Here is a 15,773-nt window from a genome sequence, read left to right on the forward strand (position 1 = left end):
TTTTTCCTTAGATGTAGTTTTTTATCGCCGCTCTTGCTTCTAAATCGGCTTGTTTTTTCTTTAGGGTTTCGCGTTTGTCATGTAAATTTTTACCCTTTGCTAAGGCTAGAGTGGCTTTAACTTTATTTTTGGCATTAAAATACAAATCTAAAATCACCAAAGTGTATCCTTCAATGCTTACTTTTCCTAAAAGTTTATCGATTTGTTTTCTATGCATTAAAAGCTTTCTAGCGCCTCTTTCATCGTGTTTGTAATAAGAATGCGTTGTGTTAAGGTGCGAAATATGAGCGTTGAGTAAAAAAAGCTCTCCTTTAATGATGCGAACAAAAGAGTCTTTTAAATTCGCTCTTCCTGCGCGCAAAGCAACGACTTCGCTACCTTTTAATACCACGCCTGCTTCAAATTTTTCGATCACACTATAGTCAAATAAAGCCTTTTTATTTCTTGCAATGATTTTCATTGTTTTACCTTAAAAACGCTACTTCCACTTCCGCTTAAAAAATAATTTTGCGTTAAGAAAAATGACATTTTAGGATATAAAGATACACAAGGGATAAATAAGTCATTTAAAGCGGTATTTTTATAGCTAAGTAATTCTTTAGTGCTTAATTTTTCATAAATTTGAGCTTGTTTTAAATTTTGATTTAAATCAAAAGAACTTAGATCAAATTCTTTATAAACAGCCTGTGTTTGACAAGCTATATCGGGAAAAGTCCATTCAAGTTCCACTAAATCATCTTCAAATTCTTGTACAATTTCCCCACAGCCGCCGACATTTGCACTTTTAAAATCACTAAGAAAAAAGGCAATATCACTACCTAGTGCGACACTCATTTGAATTAAATTTTCTTTAGAGAGTTTTAAATTCAGTGTTTCATTTATCATTTTTAAAAAAGTAGCACAATTTGAGCTTCCTCCGCCAAGTCCTGCACAAGTTGGGATATTTTTGATTAGTTTTAAACTTTTTTGACTAAAAAGCTCTTCTAATTCTTTTTGATAGCCTTTTTGACATAGTAGTTTAAAAGCTTTGGCAATGATATTGTCTTCACATTTAAAATCACTTAAAATTTCAAAACCATCACTTTGCTTTTCATTTACCAAAAAAAGCTCATCATATAAATTTTCCAAAAGTATAAAACGCGAGCTTAATAAATGATAATTTCTATCATCAAAACCTATGATTTTAAGAAATATGTTGGCTTTTGCGTAGCTTTTCATTGTTTGAGTTTTTTTCCTAGATTGCTGATTTTTGCATCATCGACATTAGCGATTGAGTGTAGATTTTCATCTTTGATTTGGTCAAGCAATTCTTTGCGTAAAACCATTAAAGACTTTGGCGCTTCTATGCCTATTTTAGTGTAACCTTTGCCAGTTTGGATAATTTTTATTTCTATGTTTTCGCCTATTTTAATGCTTTCATTTTCTTTTCTTGAGAGTATTAACATTTTTTTACCTTGTTTATAATGTATGCCACTTGTGCCTCTTTAATTTCTATGATCGAAAAAAAATCCTTATTTTGAATATAATAAATCCCTTCATTTTGCTTTGCCAAATCAGCCAAAACAAGCTTGCTTCCATTTTCTAATTTACTTATATCTTTTAAGGTATTTTCTTCTAAATTTAGGTATTCTAGCACATTTAAACTTTTTTCATTATTATAGATAAATTCTCCTTCTTTTATCCGCTCTAAAGCACTTAAGGTTGCATTTATACCTAATTTGCTCGCAAAAAGTTCACAATAAGATCTAATATAAGCACCCTCGCTTACGCTAAGTTCAAGACTTAAAAAAGGATGAGTATAGTGCAAAATTTTACAATCATAAATTTGCATGGTACAAGGTTTTAGATCAACAAACTCGCCCCTTTTTGCAAAGTCATAAGCTCTTCTTCCTTCTACTCTTTTGGCGCTAAATTGCGGCGGTGTGTATTCAATCTCGCCTAAAAGCTCTTGGGTAAGTTTTATGATTTCATCATCACAAAAAGCTTTTATGGGTGTGATGTTTTGAATGTTTTGAGTATCAAGGCTTAAAGAATGCACCCCTAGCCAAAGTGTTGCACGGTAAGTTTTTGGAGTTTTTTTAAGAAAACGAAAAAGTTTTGTGTATTGATTAAAAGCTATGATTAAAACGCCTTTTGCAAAAGGATCAAGAGTGCCTGAAAATCCAGCTTTTTTAACTTGGTATTTTTTTTTAATTTTATTTAAAAAAGCGTTTGAGCTAAGTCCTGCGGGTTTATAAGCAACAAAAATTTTATTCATACGATTTTTTCTACAAAACTTGACATAATAGTGCGTTCAATCCCGCCAAAATTTATGCCGAGTTTTTCTTCATTTCCTACTTTGGATACATTAATAATGCGCCCTATACCAAAAATTTTATGCTTGATTAAATCCCCTTTTCTGAAATTTTTTTGATCTTGTTCAATGATGAGTTTTGCTTCTATAAGTCCTGTTTCTCCTAAAAATCTACTTTTGGCAAGCTTGCTACGACTGCCCTTGTAAAATCTTGAATTTGCATAGCTTAAATGCAAAGATTTTTTAGCTCTAGTAATGGCAACATAAGCAAGGCGTCTTTCTTCTTCAATATCACTTGTTTCGCTGTTTAAAGGGAAAAATCCTTCTTCAAGTCCTATGATAAAAACATGATCAAATTCTAAACCTTTGCTTGCATGTACGCTCATAATATAAACACTTTCTCCTTCAAGTTCATCTTGATCGCTAAGCAGTGAAATTTCGTTTAAGATATCATCTAGGCTTTCGTATTTTCCTTCTTTGATTTGATCCTTGAAATTTGCATAAAATTCATCGATATTCAAGATTCTTTCTTCACCATCGCTCATTTCTTTGTAAAATTCTTTGATTTTAAATCTTTGTTCGATTTGAGTAATGATTTGCCCTAAGTCTTGGCATTCTTTGATGGCTTTAATATTTTCAATGAAAAGTTCTAATTCATTATTACATTTGGTGCTATACATCGAAGTGCCATAGGTATTGCACAGACCTTCAAATAAAGAAATTTTCTGACTTTGTGCGTATTTTTGCAGTTTTTCAAAACTACTATCACCAAAGCCTCTTTTAGGACGGTTAATAATGCGTTTGAAAGAATAATCATCATCTAAATTTGCCAAAAGTCTAAGATAAGAAATAATATCTTTAATTTCAGCTCTCTCATAAAATCTAACTCCACTTAAGAGCTTAAAAGGAATTTTTTCTTTCATCAAAGCTTCTTCTAATGCTCTTGAGAGTGCATTCACGCGAAATAAAATGGCAATCTCATTAGCTTTGATTTTATTTTTTAATAATTCTTTGATGAGTTTTGCGATTTTAAAACTTTCACTTTTTTCATCTTCATTTTCTAAAATTTTTACCTCTTCACCCTTATCTTTGGTGCAGATAAGCTTTTTGCCTAGTCTTTTTCGGTTGTGTTCGATTAAATTATTTGCGGCTTGAAGTATGGTATTTACGGAGCGGTAATTTTGCTCTAGTTTGACAAGCTTGACATTATTAAATTCATTTTGAAAATTTAAGATATTTTCGATTTTTGCACCCCGCCAGCCATAAATACTTTGATCATCATCACCTACAACCACGATATTTTCATGAGCATTGCAAAGATTTTTTAGAATTTTGTATTGTAAGGTGTTGGTGTCTTGATACTCATCAACGGTAATGTAATTATAAAGCTCGCTTTGCTCTTTTGCGAAATTTTGATCACTTTCTAAAATGGTATTTGTAAGCCACAAAAGATCATCAAAATCTACAAAATTGTTTTGTAAAAGATAGTTTTGGTAATTTTGATAAATTTTGGCTATTTTTTCTAATTTGGCGAATTTTTCTTTGTCTTTTTGAAAAAAATCTAAATCTTCAAAAACATCTTCAACGCTTTTAGAATGATTTTTAAAGTGTGAAATTTGAGCAGATATGTTTGAAAAATTGCTTTTGTCATCATTGATTAAATCTTTTAGAATTTTCTTTTTATCTTCTGTGTCGATGATGAGAAAATTATTTTTGCGTTGCAGTTTTTCAATGTGCAACCTTAAAAACAAAAGTCCAAATTTATGGAAAGTGCAAAGTAAAGGATTTTGCTCGTGAGTATTTTTCATCATATTTAAGGCCCGATTTCTCATTACATTCGCAGCTTTGTTGGTAAAAGTTAGGGTTAGGGTATTGCTTGGTGCAATGCCCACTTCATCAATTAAATAAGCAAGGCGAGTGGTGATGGTTTTGGTTTTTCCACTTCCTGCTCCTGCTAATATAAGCATAGCACCATCTACATGTTTAACAGCTTCTTCTTGGCTTGGATTTAGATTTTCAAAAAGTTTCATTTTTTAAATTTTTCTTTGTTTTTAGGATTGTTTAAAAAAATATTTTTTGAATTTTGAGCCAAAGCTTGTGTGTCTTTTTTGCGTGTGTAAAAACTAAAATTGATGAAAATAACTGCATCATTAACAATGATTTGTGTGATAGCACCTAAATCTACATTGACAAAAGTAGCAAAATCATCAGGTCCAAAACCTGCGTGAAAACAAATACTTTTTTCGTTCAATACAATAGAATCAAAAGTATAACCTCCTAAAACAAAACGCGTAAAAGGTTCTTTGCTAAGATCAAGATGGGAAGGCAAGGCTGGATCAAAATCAACAAATTTTGGATTAACAACTATAGAAAATTCTGTATTTTCTTTAGTCAAAAAGTGTAAAATTTCATAACAATTTTTTTGCATTAGTTTAATAAAATCAGCATTAGCTAAGGTTTTTTCTATCATCTAAGCTCCATAAATTCATTGATAAGTTTTTCAATTTCTCTCGTTCCAATTTGCCAAAAATTTTCATCTTCTATATCAAAATCAAACATTGAAATAAGATCTTTTGGACTCAAGCTTCCACCAAGTGAGAGCATTTTAATGTAAAGTTCTTTGAAATTTTCACATTTTTTGCTTTTATAAAGCCCATAAAGTGCCAAAACTAAAAGTTGTGCATATGCATAAGCGTAGCAATAAAATGGGCTATGGATAAAGTGTGGTATATAGCTCCACCAAAGGGTGTAGTTTTTACTTAGTATCACGCTATCTTCAAACATTTTTTTAGATTCTTCTAACCAAATTTCATTAATCTCTTTAGTGCTAAGCTCTTCTTTTTTGGCATGAATTTTGCGTTCAAAACAAGTGAAATTAATTTGTCTGAATAAAGTTGCAAAAATGTCTTCGATTTTAGCAGCATAAAGTGCTATAAGTTCTTCTTTGTTTAATTTATCTTTAATGAAATCAAACACTAGCATTTCAGCAAAAACAGAGGCAGTTTCTGCTGTAGTTAGTGGGGTATCTTGATTTAAAAAACTAACTTGATAAGAAAGTTTTTGATGTATAGTGTGCCCTAGTTCATGGGCTAAGGTAAAAAGATCGCGTCTGCCTCCGGTGAAATTTAATAAAATAAAAGGATGAACATCGGGAGTAGCAGAATGCGAAAAAGCTCCGCTTTGTTTTTTATCTTGCGGATAAACATCAATCCACCCTTTTTCAAAAGCTTCTTTGGCAATATCTCCAAAAATAGGAGAAAAATTATAAAACGCATCTAAAATGATTTGCTTACTTTCTTCAAAGCTAAATTTTGCTTCTTTGCCAATAGGTGCATAACGATCGTAATCTTTGAGTTTGTTAAAGCCTAAAATTTGTTTTTTTCTCTTATAAAATTTAGAAACTAAATGAAAATTCTTTTGAGTGGTATCAATAAGCGAATCAACGCTTTTTTGAGAAATTTGATTTCTTAAATGTCTTGGCGTCTCGGCATTTTCATAGCCTCGTAGTTTGCAAATATTGCTAAGTTCTGTTTTAATCATATTAAGTATAAAAGTTAATAACTTAGAGTTTTTATTTAAGGCTTTAGTGAACTCTTTGGCGGCTTTTTTGCGAATTTTTCTATCTTGGCTATAGAGTTTACTTAAAATTTCTTCTTCGCTAAGATTTTGATTTTCAAAAGGAATTTTTAACGCACTCATGCTCTCATCAAAAAGCCTTGCAAAAGCAGCAGCTCCAGTGCTAGAAAGATAAAGCATTATGCGTTCTTCTTTTTGACTTAAATTATATTTTTTATTTTTAAATAAATTTTTTAAATAAAAACTATAATCTTGGCAAAAATCGATAAGTTCTTGTATTTTTTCTTCTCTTAATTCACAAAATTCAAGCTCAAAAAAGAGTAAATTCTCTTCTATTTTTTTGCATTCTTCTTCGTATTTTGCATAAAAAGCACCCTTGCTTGTATCCTTAGCAAAAGTTAAATATGTATAAGTCATAATTTTAGTTATGGCTAAATTTAAATTTTCGTATTCTTTTAAAGCAACTAAAAACTGATCATTTTGCAAGGCATTGAGTTGCTTTTCGTAATTTTGTTTAAAGTTAATAGCATTTTGAATATGAAGTGCTAAATATTCCTCTAAGACCGTTTCGTTTTCAAATAAAACTTTTAAATTCCATTCTTTCATAATTTACTCATTTTCTAAAATTAATTTTTTTAAAGCAGCCATTCTAACCGCTACTCCATTTTTAACCTGAGTTAAAACTTTACACCTTTTATCTTGCATAACCTCATCGCTAATATCTATATTTCGGTGCACTGGACCTGGGTGCAATATGATAAGATTTTTATCTTTAATTAAATCTTTGCTAATGCAAAAATCATTCGCGTAATCTTTTAAAGAGCTATATACTTGAGTTTGATGTCTTTCAGTTTGCGTTCTTAGGCTCATAATAATATCTGCATCTTCAATAGCATCTTTAAGTTGGTGGAATTGTTTTATAGGATAATTTGGCATAAAATGCGGAGGTGCAACCAAAGAAATTTCAATGCCAAAACGCGGAAGCAATTCCATATTTGAAGCAGCAACGCGCGAATTTTTAACATCTCCTACTATAATAAGTTTTTTGCCTTTTACATCTTCACCAAAATGCTGCATTATGGTAAAAAGATCAAGTAAGGCTTGAGTAGGATGGGCGTGTTTACCATCTCCGCCATTTAAAACAGGACAATTAACATGGGTAGCCAAACTGTGAGGAACGCCTGAGTGATGATGTCTTACCACAATAGCACTTGGACCCATGGCGTCTAAATTTGCTGCTGTATCATAAAGTGTTTCACCTTTACTGGAGCTACTTCTTGAAACATCTAATCTTAAAACCTTAGCACCAAGCCTTCTAGCAGCACTTTCAAAAGAAGAAAGAGTGCGAGTTGAATTTTCAAAAAATATAGTTGTAATGCTTTTTCCTTCTAGTAAGGTTCTTGGTTTTTCATCTAAAAATTCTTTTGCATCTTTAAATAGCTTTAAAACTTCTTCATTGCTTAGATCTTTTGTTGTGATTAAATGTCTCATTTTTTTCCTTTATTTGAGATTATAGTTTAACTCATTTTTAGAACAAATCGCAGTAAATAATACATCAGTTGAGCTATTTAAAGCAGTTTCTGTGCTATCTTGAATCACGCCTATAATAAAACCTACCGCAACCACTTGCATAGCTATATCATAATCTATATTAAACAAAGAACAAGCCAAAGGGATAAGCAAAAGTGATCCGCCAGCCACTCCGCTTGCACCACAAGCTGCGAAAGTTGCGATGATACTAAGTAAAATAGCTTGAAAAAGTCCCACTTCAATACCAACAGTATGAGCTGCACTAAGACTTAAAATGGCTATGGTTACGGCAGCTCCTGCCATATTGATCGTAGCGCCTAGTGGGATTGAAATACTATAAAGATCTTTATCAATGCCAAGTTTTGCGCAAAGTGACATATTTACAGGGATATTGGCTGCTGAACTTCTTGTAAAAAATGCAAAAACAGCACTGTGCCTGATGCAAATAAAAATCAAAGGAAAAGGATTTTTTTTCGTATAAATAAAAACAATTAAAGCATTAATCACAAAGGCCACAAATAGCATAGTAAAAACTAAAATTATAAGTAATTTTAAATAACTCAAAAGTCCATCAGAACCTGTTTGTGCGACTGAATTTGCTACAAGTCCAAAAATTCCAAAAGGAGCAAGTTTAACTATAAATTTAACAATTTTTAAAACCCCTTCATTGATATCAATAAAAATTTGCTTTGCTTCACTAGAACAATGTCTTAAGGCAATTCCAGCACCTATTGCCCAAGCTAAAATTCCTATATAATTTCCACTTGAAAGCGCGTTGATGGGATTATCTACAATCTTAAATAATAAATCCTTAAACACATCACTAATGTGAGCAGGAGAAGCATTGCTTGCTTTTTGAACTCCATTTAAAATAAGTTCTATAGGAAAAATGAAGCTTACTATTACCGCGCTTGCTGATGCTAAAAAAGTGCCTATTATATATAAAAAGACTATATTTTTCATTTTTGCACTATTTTGAGTGAATTCTTTGGTGCAAATTGAAGTTAAAATTAAAATAAAAACTAAGATCGGAGCTATAGCTTTGAGTGCGCCTGTGAAAAGATTACCAAAAATGCTAACAAATTCGATTAAATTTTGCGAGCTTTGCATTGAAAAAGAAGCTAAATATTTTGAAAAAAGCCCCACTAAAATTCCTAATACAATACCAATGCTAATTTGTAAGATTAAATTTCCGTTTTTGTATTTTTCTACAAGTTTAAAAAACATTTTAAGCCTTAAATGAAAATTTGCAAGTTTTGATTTTAGCAGAATTTTTTTTATATTTATTTTAAATATTTTATATATAATGCAAAGTTCATTTTTTACGAAAGGACTTTTATGTATCTATTCACTTCAGAAGTCGTAAGCGCAGGTCATCCAGACAAATGTGCTGATATAATCGCTGATACAATAGTGGATATACTCTTGAAAAATGACAAAAATTCAAGGGTGGCGAGTGAGGTTTTTGTCGCAGGAAATAAGGTTGTGATAGGAGGCGAAGTTAAGTCAAATCACAAGCTTGGTAAGCTTGATTACGATAATTTAGTTAAAGATGTTTTGAAAAACATTGGCTATACAGGAAGTGGGCATTTTAGTAAAGAGCAATGTTTGCATCCTGATGAGGTTGATGTTATGGTGTTTTTAAATGAACAAAGCCCTGATATTAATCAAGGCGTTGATCAAGAAGATGGCGAAACGGGAGCAGGTGATCAAGGTATTATGTTTGGTTTTGCAAGTTGTGAAGCTAATGAGTATATGCCAGCAGCTATTTCTTATGCGAGAATGCTTTGCGATAAGGTTTATGCTTATGCAAAGGCTAATCCGCATGAGCTTGGTGTGGATATCAAAACTCAGGTAACGATTGATTATGGAACAAAAGTAAATTTTGAAAATTGCAAACCGCAAAGTATCCATACTATAGTTGTTTCTGCGCCTTGTGTTGAAAGTATGAAAATAGAAGATTTAAGAACTTTGGTTAATAAACTTATTTTAGAAACAAATTTACCAAAAGAACTTTTTGATCCAGCTAAAACAAGAATTTTAATCAATCCAACTGGAAAATATGTCAATCACTCTTCTTTGCATGATAGTGGATTAACCGGAAGAAAACTCATAGTAGATAGTTTTGGGGGATATTCTCCAATAGGCGGTGGTGCGCAATCGAGTAAAGATTATACAAAAGTTGATAGAAGCGGACTCTATGCAGGTAGATGGCTAGCTAAGAATATTGTCGCAGCAGGGCTTGCTAAAAAATGTATAGTTCAGCTTAGCTATGCTATAGGTGTTGCAAAACCAACTTCTGTAAGTGTAGATTGCATGGGGACAAATACAAGTGCAAATGATGATGTTTTGAGTGAATTTGTAATGAAAAATTTCCCTTTAACACCAAATTGGATTCGCGATAAATTTGCTCTTGATAAGCCAAGTGAGGATACTTTTTTATATGCTGATGTTGCAGCACGCGGTCAAGTAGGACAAAAAGACTATCCTTGGGAAAAGCTTGATGCGATAGAGCAATTTAAAACATTATTATAATTTTTTGAGCCTTGAATTTTCAAGGCTTTTTTCTTCTAAAACTGCTTAAATAAAAACTCTAAAATACTTATTTTATAGCTTATTGAAATTGTAAAATATATCCACGATTTATAAGAAAGCTTTTAAAATCAAAGATAAAGCCAAAGATTTTTCTTGATAGGGGGATGATTAAAGACTCTAAAAAAATGCAAGGGATATTAAAACCCTTGTTGATAAAAATAATTCTTAAGCCCTAATATCTATACTTTTTGGTGCAGAATTTAAAGAAAGAATTTTATTAAATTCCCCTGTATCATCATCACTAATTTCACTTTTAAAATTTTCGCCAAAAAGAATTTCTAGCTCATCGCTTGTGCCAAATTTAGTTTCTAGTAGCTTTTTTAAAAGCTCATTCATTTTATTATCATCTTTGTAAGTTTCGCTTTTGCTTTCTGCTTGTATGGGTTTTCTCTTTTTTTTATGCTTCTTCAATTGCTTTTGTATCATCAATAGGCTTTCCAGTAGGATATTTATCATAATCTATACTTTTTGCCTTTTCTACTTCTTCTGGTGATTTTACAAATTCATCGTGCCTTTGTTTAAAATCAAGATATTTATTTTTAAATTCTTCTAAACTCATATTAGAGTTAATCATTTCTTGATATTCTTTATCTAAATCTATTGCAAGTCTTGAAAGTTCAATATTTCCTATGTTATCGCTTCTTCTAAGAAAAAGCTTCATTGATAGTTTCTCTTTAAAAATATTCCAAGTGTTATCGCTATTAGGATTATATATAAAGGCACTATTTAATTTATTTGCAGTCATAAAATTCATAAAAGCTTCACGCTCATCATTGCCAATATTTTTATCTAGACCGATTATTTTGCCAAGTAATTTAGTATCCCCATCTAAAAGTGAGTTTGTTTTATGAAATCCTATGGGTGTAGTAGTATTCAAAAATGCCATCAAAACACCACCTTTATCTATACTGCCATCAGCATTAGTATAGATATTTTTATTAATAAGCACAGTATCTTGTGTAGCGTGGAAAATATTATTACTATTTATTGGGTTTAATTTTAAACCAATTCCTTCAAGCGTGTTGAAGCTTAGATTCCAATTATCACTTGTATCTTTGCCAAAAATATTCTTACTGTAATTTTCATAAGAACTTGTTTTGATTACATTAAGATTATTGTCTATAACAAAAGCATAAGGCATATTTGTTAATTCTTCTTGAGAAAAGCTAGAATTTAAAGTTTTTGGAACAAGTTGTGAAAAAACTTTATAGGCATTACCTAAGGTTTTTGCTATATCTACTTGAAAGTAAGTTGAAGAATAGTTATTATCATCTTGTTGCTTGTTAATAAAATTTTCCATATCTTTAGCATAAATTTTATAATCTTTAGGTAATCCTGCAGCTTCGTTAAAATCACTTGTAAAAAAACCATCTTTATCTACGCCATAGCCTAGTATTTTGCTTACTGCTTGCGATTTATCACTAACAAGGTTTGAGTATCATTTGTGATATTAGATGATTTTGTATTTGGAGTATTATTGGTTAAAGTGGTTGTGTAATTATAATTTGAATAAGAATTTATACCATTAATCATTTTTGCCACCTTGTAAAATAAGATTTACAAGATAAATCGGCAAAAATGATTTTTTCCTAACTAAAATTTCAATTAATGAGAAAATTTATCGACAATGCGCTCAGCCATAATCATTTTGTAGCGGTATTAATTTTCATCTTACTTGTTAAAATAATTTTTAATTTTTTGCACAAATATTTCTTTAGGTTTTATAATGCCACTTTCTTTTCCATTAGTGGCGTGATACACGGTTACACCATATTTACTTGCGTAAAATTGTATGAGTAATTTTTGCAATTTATACTCACTTGAGTAATTAAACCAAGCATTGTTTGAAATGGCTATGATGATTTTTGAATTTTTATAAAGCACTTCTTTGGTTGCTTCATAACAAATCGCATTTGTTATGTTTTGGTTGTTTAAGGTATATTGGTTAAATTCATTTCCTCTTTGAAATTCTTCTATATTTGGTAAAAAATAAGTTTGTACCAAGTCTTTGAAAAAAGGAATTTCTTCTCCAAAGGGCACAAGATAGTATTTGTTTAGAATTTTTACTTCGCCTTTGCCAAAAATATAAGTGCTATTGTAGGTTTTATCTTCTTGTATGTTAAAGGCTCCAACGACAATAATAATGTCCCTTGAAAGCTCTTTTAAGGTATCAAAATAAAGACCATTATAAGCGTATTTTATATCAAAAGCAAAGGAAGTTTCAGGCAAAACAACCAAGTCTTTTTTCTTAATGATAGCATCTTTAACCCAAGCTAAAATTTGCTCTGAATTTTGTAAAAAGTATTGGCTTTGTGTTTTTTGATCTTGAGAAATATTTGTGTTTATAAGTTCGTAATTTAAATTTAATTGCTCTGCTTGTTTTTGCGAGTATTGTAAAGATGAAAAAAAGATAATGGCAATAATGGCTAATTTATAATATCTTGAAATGTATTTTTCATAGATAAAATAAGCGATTAAAAAAATTCCCACCGTGCCACGAAAACTTGCATCAAACACACCATAAACAGTGAAAATTCCCCAATTAAGCCAATCAAAGCCTAAAGGATGAATATAAGTAAGGGCAAAAATAGCACAAAGTCTTAAAAAATCATACTTAAAAAGATGGCAAATTCTAAATAAAATCCCATAAATTAAGCCCATAAGCAAGATAATAAAAGGAATTAAATAAGATAAATCAAAATAAATAGAACTAAGCCCTACCCACCAAAACCAAAATATTCCAATAAAAAACCCTGTCCAAAAATATTCTTTGGCACTAGATTTTAATAAAAGTATCAAGCCCCAAATTGCTAAAAATGGGCTGATAAATTCTAAAAATAAATTTTCAAAAAAAGAAAAATATATAGGATTTGAAAGTAAAATTGCTACAAAAAAGACTTTTATTATTTTAAAAATGGTAGAATTAGGGTTTAATTTTTCTAATAAAAGGGAAGAAAATGGCAGAAAATTCAATTTTGACTTCATTGTTACCTCTTGTCGTATTATTTGCGATTTTTTATTTTTTGGTTATTAGACCTCAGCAAAAACAGGCTAAAAACCATAGATTGATGATTGATTCCTTGCAAAAAGGAGATAAAATCATCACAAATGGTGGGCTGATTTGTGAAGTGATAAAACCAGAAGAGGATTTTATCAAAGTTAAACTTAATGAAGAAAATGTTACCGCAAAAATTTCAAGAGAATTTGTAGCAAAGAAAATTGATGCGTAATTTTAAAATCACTTATCGCTTGATTATTTTTACAGCGGTGTTTGTTTTTGGGATCGTGTTTGCAATGCCTTCATTTATGCAATCACAAAGTGGTGCTAAGATTAATTTAGGGCTTGATTTGCAAGGCGGACTTTATATGCTTTTGGGTGTGGATAATGAAGAAGCAATAAAATCTAAAATCAAATCCATCGCTTCATCGCTAAATTATTCTATCGAAAAAGAAAATATCATTATTGATCGTTTTAGTGTGGACAATGATAGGATAGATTTTAGTCTGCTTGATGAAAATGATGTAGAGAAAATGGATCTAATCTTAAAAGATATCAATGGCTTGGCTGTGAATTTTTCGAATTTGCATTATTCTATTTCTTTAACCCCAGAAGAGATTAAAGCTACGCAAGATTATGCTATTTTGCAAGCTGTTGAAACCATACGCAATAGACTTGATGAATTTGGATTGGCTGAACCAACAGTTGCAAAGCAAGGTGAAGATAAAATTTTAGTCGAACTAGCAGGGATTAAAACCAGAGAAGATGAACTAAGGGCTAAAGAAAGAATTACAAAGGCTGCGCATTTACAATTAATGGAAGTCGATGATGCGAGAATGAATCAAGTTTATAATATGAGCGAAGCCGATGCGGCGCAATATGGCGATGTGATTTTAAGTGATGCAAGAAATGAAAATATTAAATACATTGTTAAAAGCATACCCATACTTGATGGCTCTACGCTTACAGATGCTAAAGTTGCTTTTTCGCAAAACAATACTCCTGTGATTAATTTTACTCTAAATTCAGAAGGGGCGAAGAAATTTGGTGATTACACAGAAAAAAGCGTTGGAAAGCGTTTAGCTATAGTACTTGATAATAAAGTTTATTCGGCACCTTCTATTAATGAGCGCATAGGTGGGGGAAGTGGACAAATCAGTGGAAGTTTCACAACTGAAGAAGCAAGAGATGTAGCCGTAGCTTTAAGAAGTGGGGCTTTGCTTGCTCCTGTTAAACTTTTAGAACAAAGAAGTATAGGACCATCTTTGGGTGCAGACAGCATTAAAATGAGTATGATGGCACTCATTGGTGCGTCAATAGCCATTGTTGTTTTTATGATGATGTATTATGGTATCGCAGGGGTTTTTGCTAATATAGCTTTATTTGTAAATGTTCTTGTGATTATAGCTGTAATGGCAATGTTTGGAGCAACCCTAACTTTACCAGGTATGGCAGGACTTGTTTTAACTGTAGGTATGGCAGTGGATGCTAATGTGATTATTAATGAGCGTATTCGCGAGCTTTTACGCGAAGGTGCAAGTATAAAGACCAGTATAGAACAAGGCTATAAAAATGCTATGACAGCCATTATTGATTCTAATGTAACTTCTTTGGTGACTTCGGTTGCGCTTTATGCTTATGGGACAGGACCAGTCAAAGGTTTTGCTGTGACTTTGGGGATTGGAATTTTGGTGTCTATGATTACTGCGATTTGGGGAACGCATGGAATGTTTGACTATTTTATGCGTAGCATTGAAAAAAGCAATAATACAAGACTTTGGTTTGGTTATAGGAGAGTTTGATGCAATTTTTTAGCCAGAAAAAAATTTATGATTTTATGAGAATGCGTTTTGCTGCGATCTCTCTTTCGGCATTTTTGGTTTTAGGATCGATTTATCTGCTTTTTGACAGAGGTTTGCAATATGGCATTGATTTTAGTGGAGGAACTTTAATCCAGTTAAAATACGACAAAGCTGCACCTATTAATGATATCAGAGAAATTTTAACTGGAGTGGGTGGCTTTGTGAATTTATCTGTGACGGAATTTGGCAGTGCTGATGAGGTAACCATTCGTTTTTCTGGAAGCAATGATAATCTTGGTGCTGATATTGGCGAGAGTATATCTTCGCTTTTAAAGCAAACGGGGAATTTTGAAATTCGTCGTGCTGATGTTGTGGGTCCAAAAGTGGGTGATGAGCTTAGAAATAAAGGTTTAATGGCTATTGCAGTATCTTTGATTGCGATATTAATTTACATTGCTGTGCGTTTTGAATGGCGTTTTGCTATGGCGGCTATTATTACTGAAATTCACGATGTTATCATTACTTTGGGTGCTATTTCTTTATTTAGAATTGATGTGAATTTGGATACTCTAGCAGCAGTTTTAACGGTGCTCGGGTATTCTTTAAACGATACGATTATTATTTTTGATAGAATTCGTGATGGAATTAAGAGTAGCAAAAGCACTGAACTTCCTTCAATTATCAATGAAAGCGTTTCGGCAACTTTATCCAGAACTGTTTTAACTTCAGGTCTCACTTTAGCTACTGTCGTGATACTTTATTTCTTTGGTGGTTCTATGATAGAAGGCTTTTCTTTAGCTTTGATTGTGGGTATGGTAGCAGGGACTTTGAGTTCGATTTTTGTAGCAAGTCCTGCCTTGCTTTGGTTTAAATTCAGTGTTTTGGATTTTAGAAACAAAGAATTAGAAAAACTAAAACGAAAGCAAGATAAAGAAAAACTTAGATCTATGTATGAAAATGGTAGAGTTTAAGGAGAAAT

General features: G+C 31.7%; 15 protein-coding genes and 1 pseudogene. 4 read left to right on the plus strand and 12 right to left on the minus strand.

Features of this window, described 5'->3' with window-relative positions:
* Window positions 1-7 precede the first annotated feature (7 nt).
* From smpB to sstT, 9 genes are read right to left on the minus strand one after another with little or no spacing between them, the layout of a single operon-like run.
* Complete coding sequence (gene smpB, locus ELQ16_RS00625) at window positions 8-460, minus strand: SsrA-binding protein SmpB (protein ID WP_134237648.1); 453 nt, start codon at window positions 458-460, stop codon at window positions 8-10.
* The gene (locus ELQ16_RS00630) at window positions 457-1,218 is read right to left on the minus strand and encodes a 4-(cytidine 5'-diphospho)-2-C-methyl-D-erythritol kinase (protein ID WP_134237649.1); all 762 of its coding nucleotides are present in this window, start codon (window positions 1,216-1,218) and stop codon (window positions 457-459) included. The genes smpB and ELQ16_RS00630 overlap by 4 nt, the downstream gene beginning before the upstream one ends.
* Complete coding sequence (csrA, locus tag ELQ16_RS00635) at window positions 1,215-1,445, minus strand: carbon storage regulator CsrA (protein ID WP_134237650.1); 231 nt, start codon at window positions 1,443-1,445, stop codon at window positions 1,215-1,217. Before csrA ends, ELQ16_RS00630 begins: the two co-directional genes overlap by 4 nt.
* On the minus strand, window positions 1,439-2,257 hold the full coding sequence (gene truB, locus ELQ16_RS00640; protein ID WP_134237651.1) for a tRNA pseudouridine(55) synthase TruB: 819 nt from the start codon (window positions 2,255-2,257) through the stop codon (window positions 1,439-1,441). Before truB ends, csrA begins: the two co-directional genes overlap by 7 nt.
* Window positions 2,254-4,323, minus strand: coding sequence for an ATP-dependent helicase (locus ELQ16_RS00645; RefSeq protein ID WP_134237652.1), 2,070 nt, complete (start codon window positions 4,321-4,323; stop codon window positions 2,254-2,256). The genes truB and ELQ16_RS00645 overlap by 4 nt, the downstream gene beginning before the upstream one ends.
* Complete coding sequence (locus tag ELQ16_RS00650; protein ID WP_134237653.1) at window positions 4,320-4,763, minus strand: hypothetical protein; 444 nt, start codon at window positions 4,761-4,763, stop codon at window positions 4,320-4,322. Before ELQ16_RS00650 ends, ELQ16_RS00645 begins: the two co-directional genes overlap by 4 nt.
* Window positions 4,760-6,475, minus strand: a complete 1,716-nt coding sequence (locus tag ELQ16_RS00655; RefSeq protein WP_134237654.1) for a M3 family oligoendopeptidase — start codon at window positions 6,473-6,475, stop codon at window positions 4,760-4,762. Before ELQ16_RS00655 ends, ELQ16_RS00650 begins: the two co-directional genes overlap by 4 nt.
* Before the next feature lie 3 nt (window positions 6,476-6,478).
* Window positions 6,479-7,360, minus strand: a complete 882-nt coding sequence (locus ELQ16_RS00660) for an aspartate carbamoyltransferase catalytic subunit (RefSeq protein ID WP_134237655.1) — start codon at window positions 7,358-7,360, stop codon at window positions 6,479-6,481.
* A gap of 9 nt (window positions 7,361-7,369) precedes the next feature.
* Window positions 7,370-8,626 carry a serine/threonine transporter SstT gene (gene sstT, locus ELQ16_RS00665; protein ID WP_134237656.1) on the minus strand — a complete coding sequence of 419 codons (1,257 nt, stop codon included), beginning with the start codon at window positions 8,624-8,626 and terminating at the stop codon, window positions 7,370-7,372.
* Window positions 8,627-8,737: 111 nt separating this feature from the next.
* Between sstT and metK the strand changes: the two genes are divergently transcribed.
* Window positions 8,738-9,934, plus strand: coding sequence for a methionine adenosyltransferase (gene metK / locus ELQ16_RS00670; protein ID WP_134237657.1), 1,197 nt, complete (start codon window positions 8,738-8,740; stop codon window positions 9,932-9,934).
* A gap of 225 nt (window positions 9,935-10,159) precedes the next feature.
* Here the strand turns inward: metK and ELQ16_RS00675 are convergent.
* The 3 genes and pseudogenes from ELQ16_RS00675 to ELQ16_RS00680 all read right to left on the minus strand — a co-directional run.
* Window positions 10,160-11,360: pseudogene (locus ELQ16_RS00675) on the minus strand (Cj0814 family flagellar-dependent secreted protein); the annotation flags it as partial.
* Window positions 11,361-11,395: 35 nt separating this feature from the next.
* Complete coding sequence (locus ELQ16_RS10380; RefSeq protein ID WP_279586248.1) at window positions 11,396-11,527, minus strand: hypothetical protein; 132 nt, start codon at window positions 11,525-11,527, stop codon at window positions 11,396-11,398.
* Between the two features lie 138 nt (window positions 11,528-11,665).
* Window positions 11,666-12,979, minus strand: coding sequence for an apolipoprotein N-acyltransferase (locus tag ELQ16_RS00680; protein WP_134237658.1), 1,314 nt, complete (start codon window positions 12,977-12,979; stop codon window positions 11,666-11,668).
* Between ELQ16_RS00680 and yajC the strand changes: the two genes are divergently transcribed.
* The 3 genes from yajC to secF are packed head-to-tail and all read left to right on the plus strand — an operon-like array spanning window position 12,952 to window position 15,765.
* Window positions 12,952-13,224 carry a preprotein translocase subunit YajC gene (yajC, locus tag ELQ16_RS00685; RefSeq protein WP_134237659.1) on the plus strand — a complete coding sequence of 91 codons (273 nt, stop codon included), beginning with the start codon at window positions 12,952-12,954 and terminating at the stop codon, window positions 13,222-13,224. The genes ELQ16_RS00680 and yajC overlap by 28 nt on opposite strands.
* Window positions 13,217-14,794, plus strand: a complete 1,578-nt coding sequence (secD, locus tag ELQ16_RS00690; RefSeq protein ID WP_134237660.1) for a protein translocase subunit SecD — start codon at window positions 13,217-13,219, stop codon at window positions 14,792-14,794. The genes yajC and secD overlap by 8 nt, the downstream gene beginning before the upstream one ends.
* Window positions 14,794-15,765 carry a protein translocase subunit SecF gene (gene secF, locus ELQ16_RS00695; RefSeq protein ID WP_134237661.1) on the plus strand — a complete coding sequence of 324 codons (972 nt, stop codon included), beginning with the start codon at window positions 14,794-14,796 and terminating at the stop codon, window positions 15,763-15,765. The genes secD and secF overlap by 1 nt, the downstream gene beginning before the upstream one ends.
* The last annotated feature ends 8 nt before the right edge of the window (window positions 15,766-15,773 follow it).

Source organism: Campylobacter sp. US33a (genome assembly GCF_004378855.1).
GTDB lineage: Bacteria > Campylobacterota > Campylobacteria > Campylobacterales > Campylobacteraceae > Campylobacter_D.

Bases quoted from the DNA above. Each gene is read 5' to 3' on its own strand.
- ELQ16_RS00650 (WP_134237653.1), bottom strand. From the start codon at position 4,763: ATGATAGAAAAAACCTTAGCTAATGCTGATTTTATTAAACTAATGCAA.
- ELQ16_RS00645 (WP_134237652.1), bottom strand. From the start codon at position 4,323: ATGAAACTTTTTGAAAATCTAAATCCAAGCCAAGAAGAAGCTGTTAAA.
- ELQ16_RS00630 (WP_134237649.1), bottom strand. From the start codon at position 1,218: ATGAAAAGCTACGCAAAAGCCAACATATTTCTTAAAATCATAGGTTTT.
- sstT (WP_134237656.1), bottom strand. From the start codon at position 8,626: ATGTTTTTTAAACTTGTAGAAAAATACAAAAACGGAAATTTAATCTTA.
- metK (WP_134237657.1), top strand. From the start codon at position 8,738: ATGTATCTATTCACTTCAGAAGTCGTAAGCGCAGGTCATCCAGACAAA.
- yajC (WP_134237659.1), top strand. From the start codon at position 12,952: ATGGCAGAAAATTCAATTTTGACTTCATTGTTACCTCTTGTCGTATTA.
- smpB (WP_134237648.1), bottom strand. From the start codon at position 460: ATGAAAATCATTGCAAGAAATAAAAAGGCTTTATTTGACTATAGTGTG.
- ELQ16_RS00655 (WP_134237654.1), bottom strand. From the start codon at position 6,475: ATGAAAGAATGGAATTTAAAAGTTTTATTTGAAAACGAAACGGTCTTA.
- ELQ16_RS00660 (WP_134237655.1), bottom strand. From the start codon at position 7,360: ATGAGACATTTAATCACAACAAAAGATCTAAGCAATGAAGAAGTTTTA.
- secF (WP_134237661.1), top strand. From the start codon at position 14,794: ATGCAATTTTTTAGCCAGAAAAAAATTTATGATTTTATGAGAATGCGT.
- csrA (WP_134237650.1), bottom strand. From the start codon at position 1,445: ATGTTAATACTCTCAAGAAAAGAAAATGAAAGCATTAAAATAGGCGAA.
- ELQ16_RS10380 (WP_279586248.1), bottom strand. From the start codon at position 11,527: ATGATTAATGGTATAAATTCTTATTCAAATTATAATTACACAACCACT.
- truB (WP_134237651.1), bottom strand. From the start codon at position 2,257: ATGAATAAAATTTTTGTTGCTTATAAACCCGCAGGACTTAGCTCAAAC.
- secD (WP_134237660.1), top strand. From the start codon at position 13,217: ATGCGTAATTTTAAAATCACTTATCGCTTGATTATTTTTACAGCGGTG.
- ELQ16_RS00680 (WP_134237658.1), bottom strand. From the start codon at position 12,979: ATGAAGTCAAAATTGAATTTTCTGCCATTTTCTTCCCTTTTATTAGAA.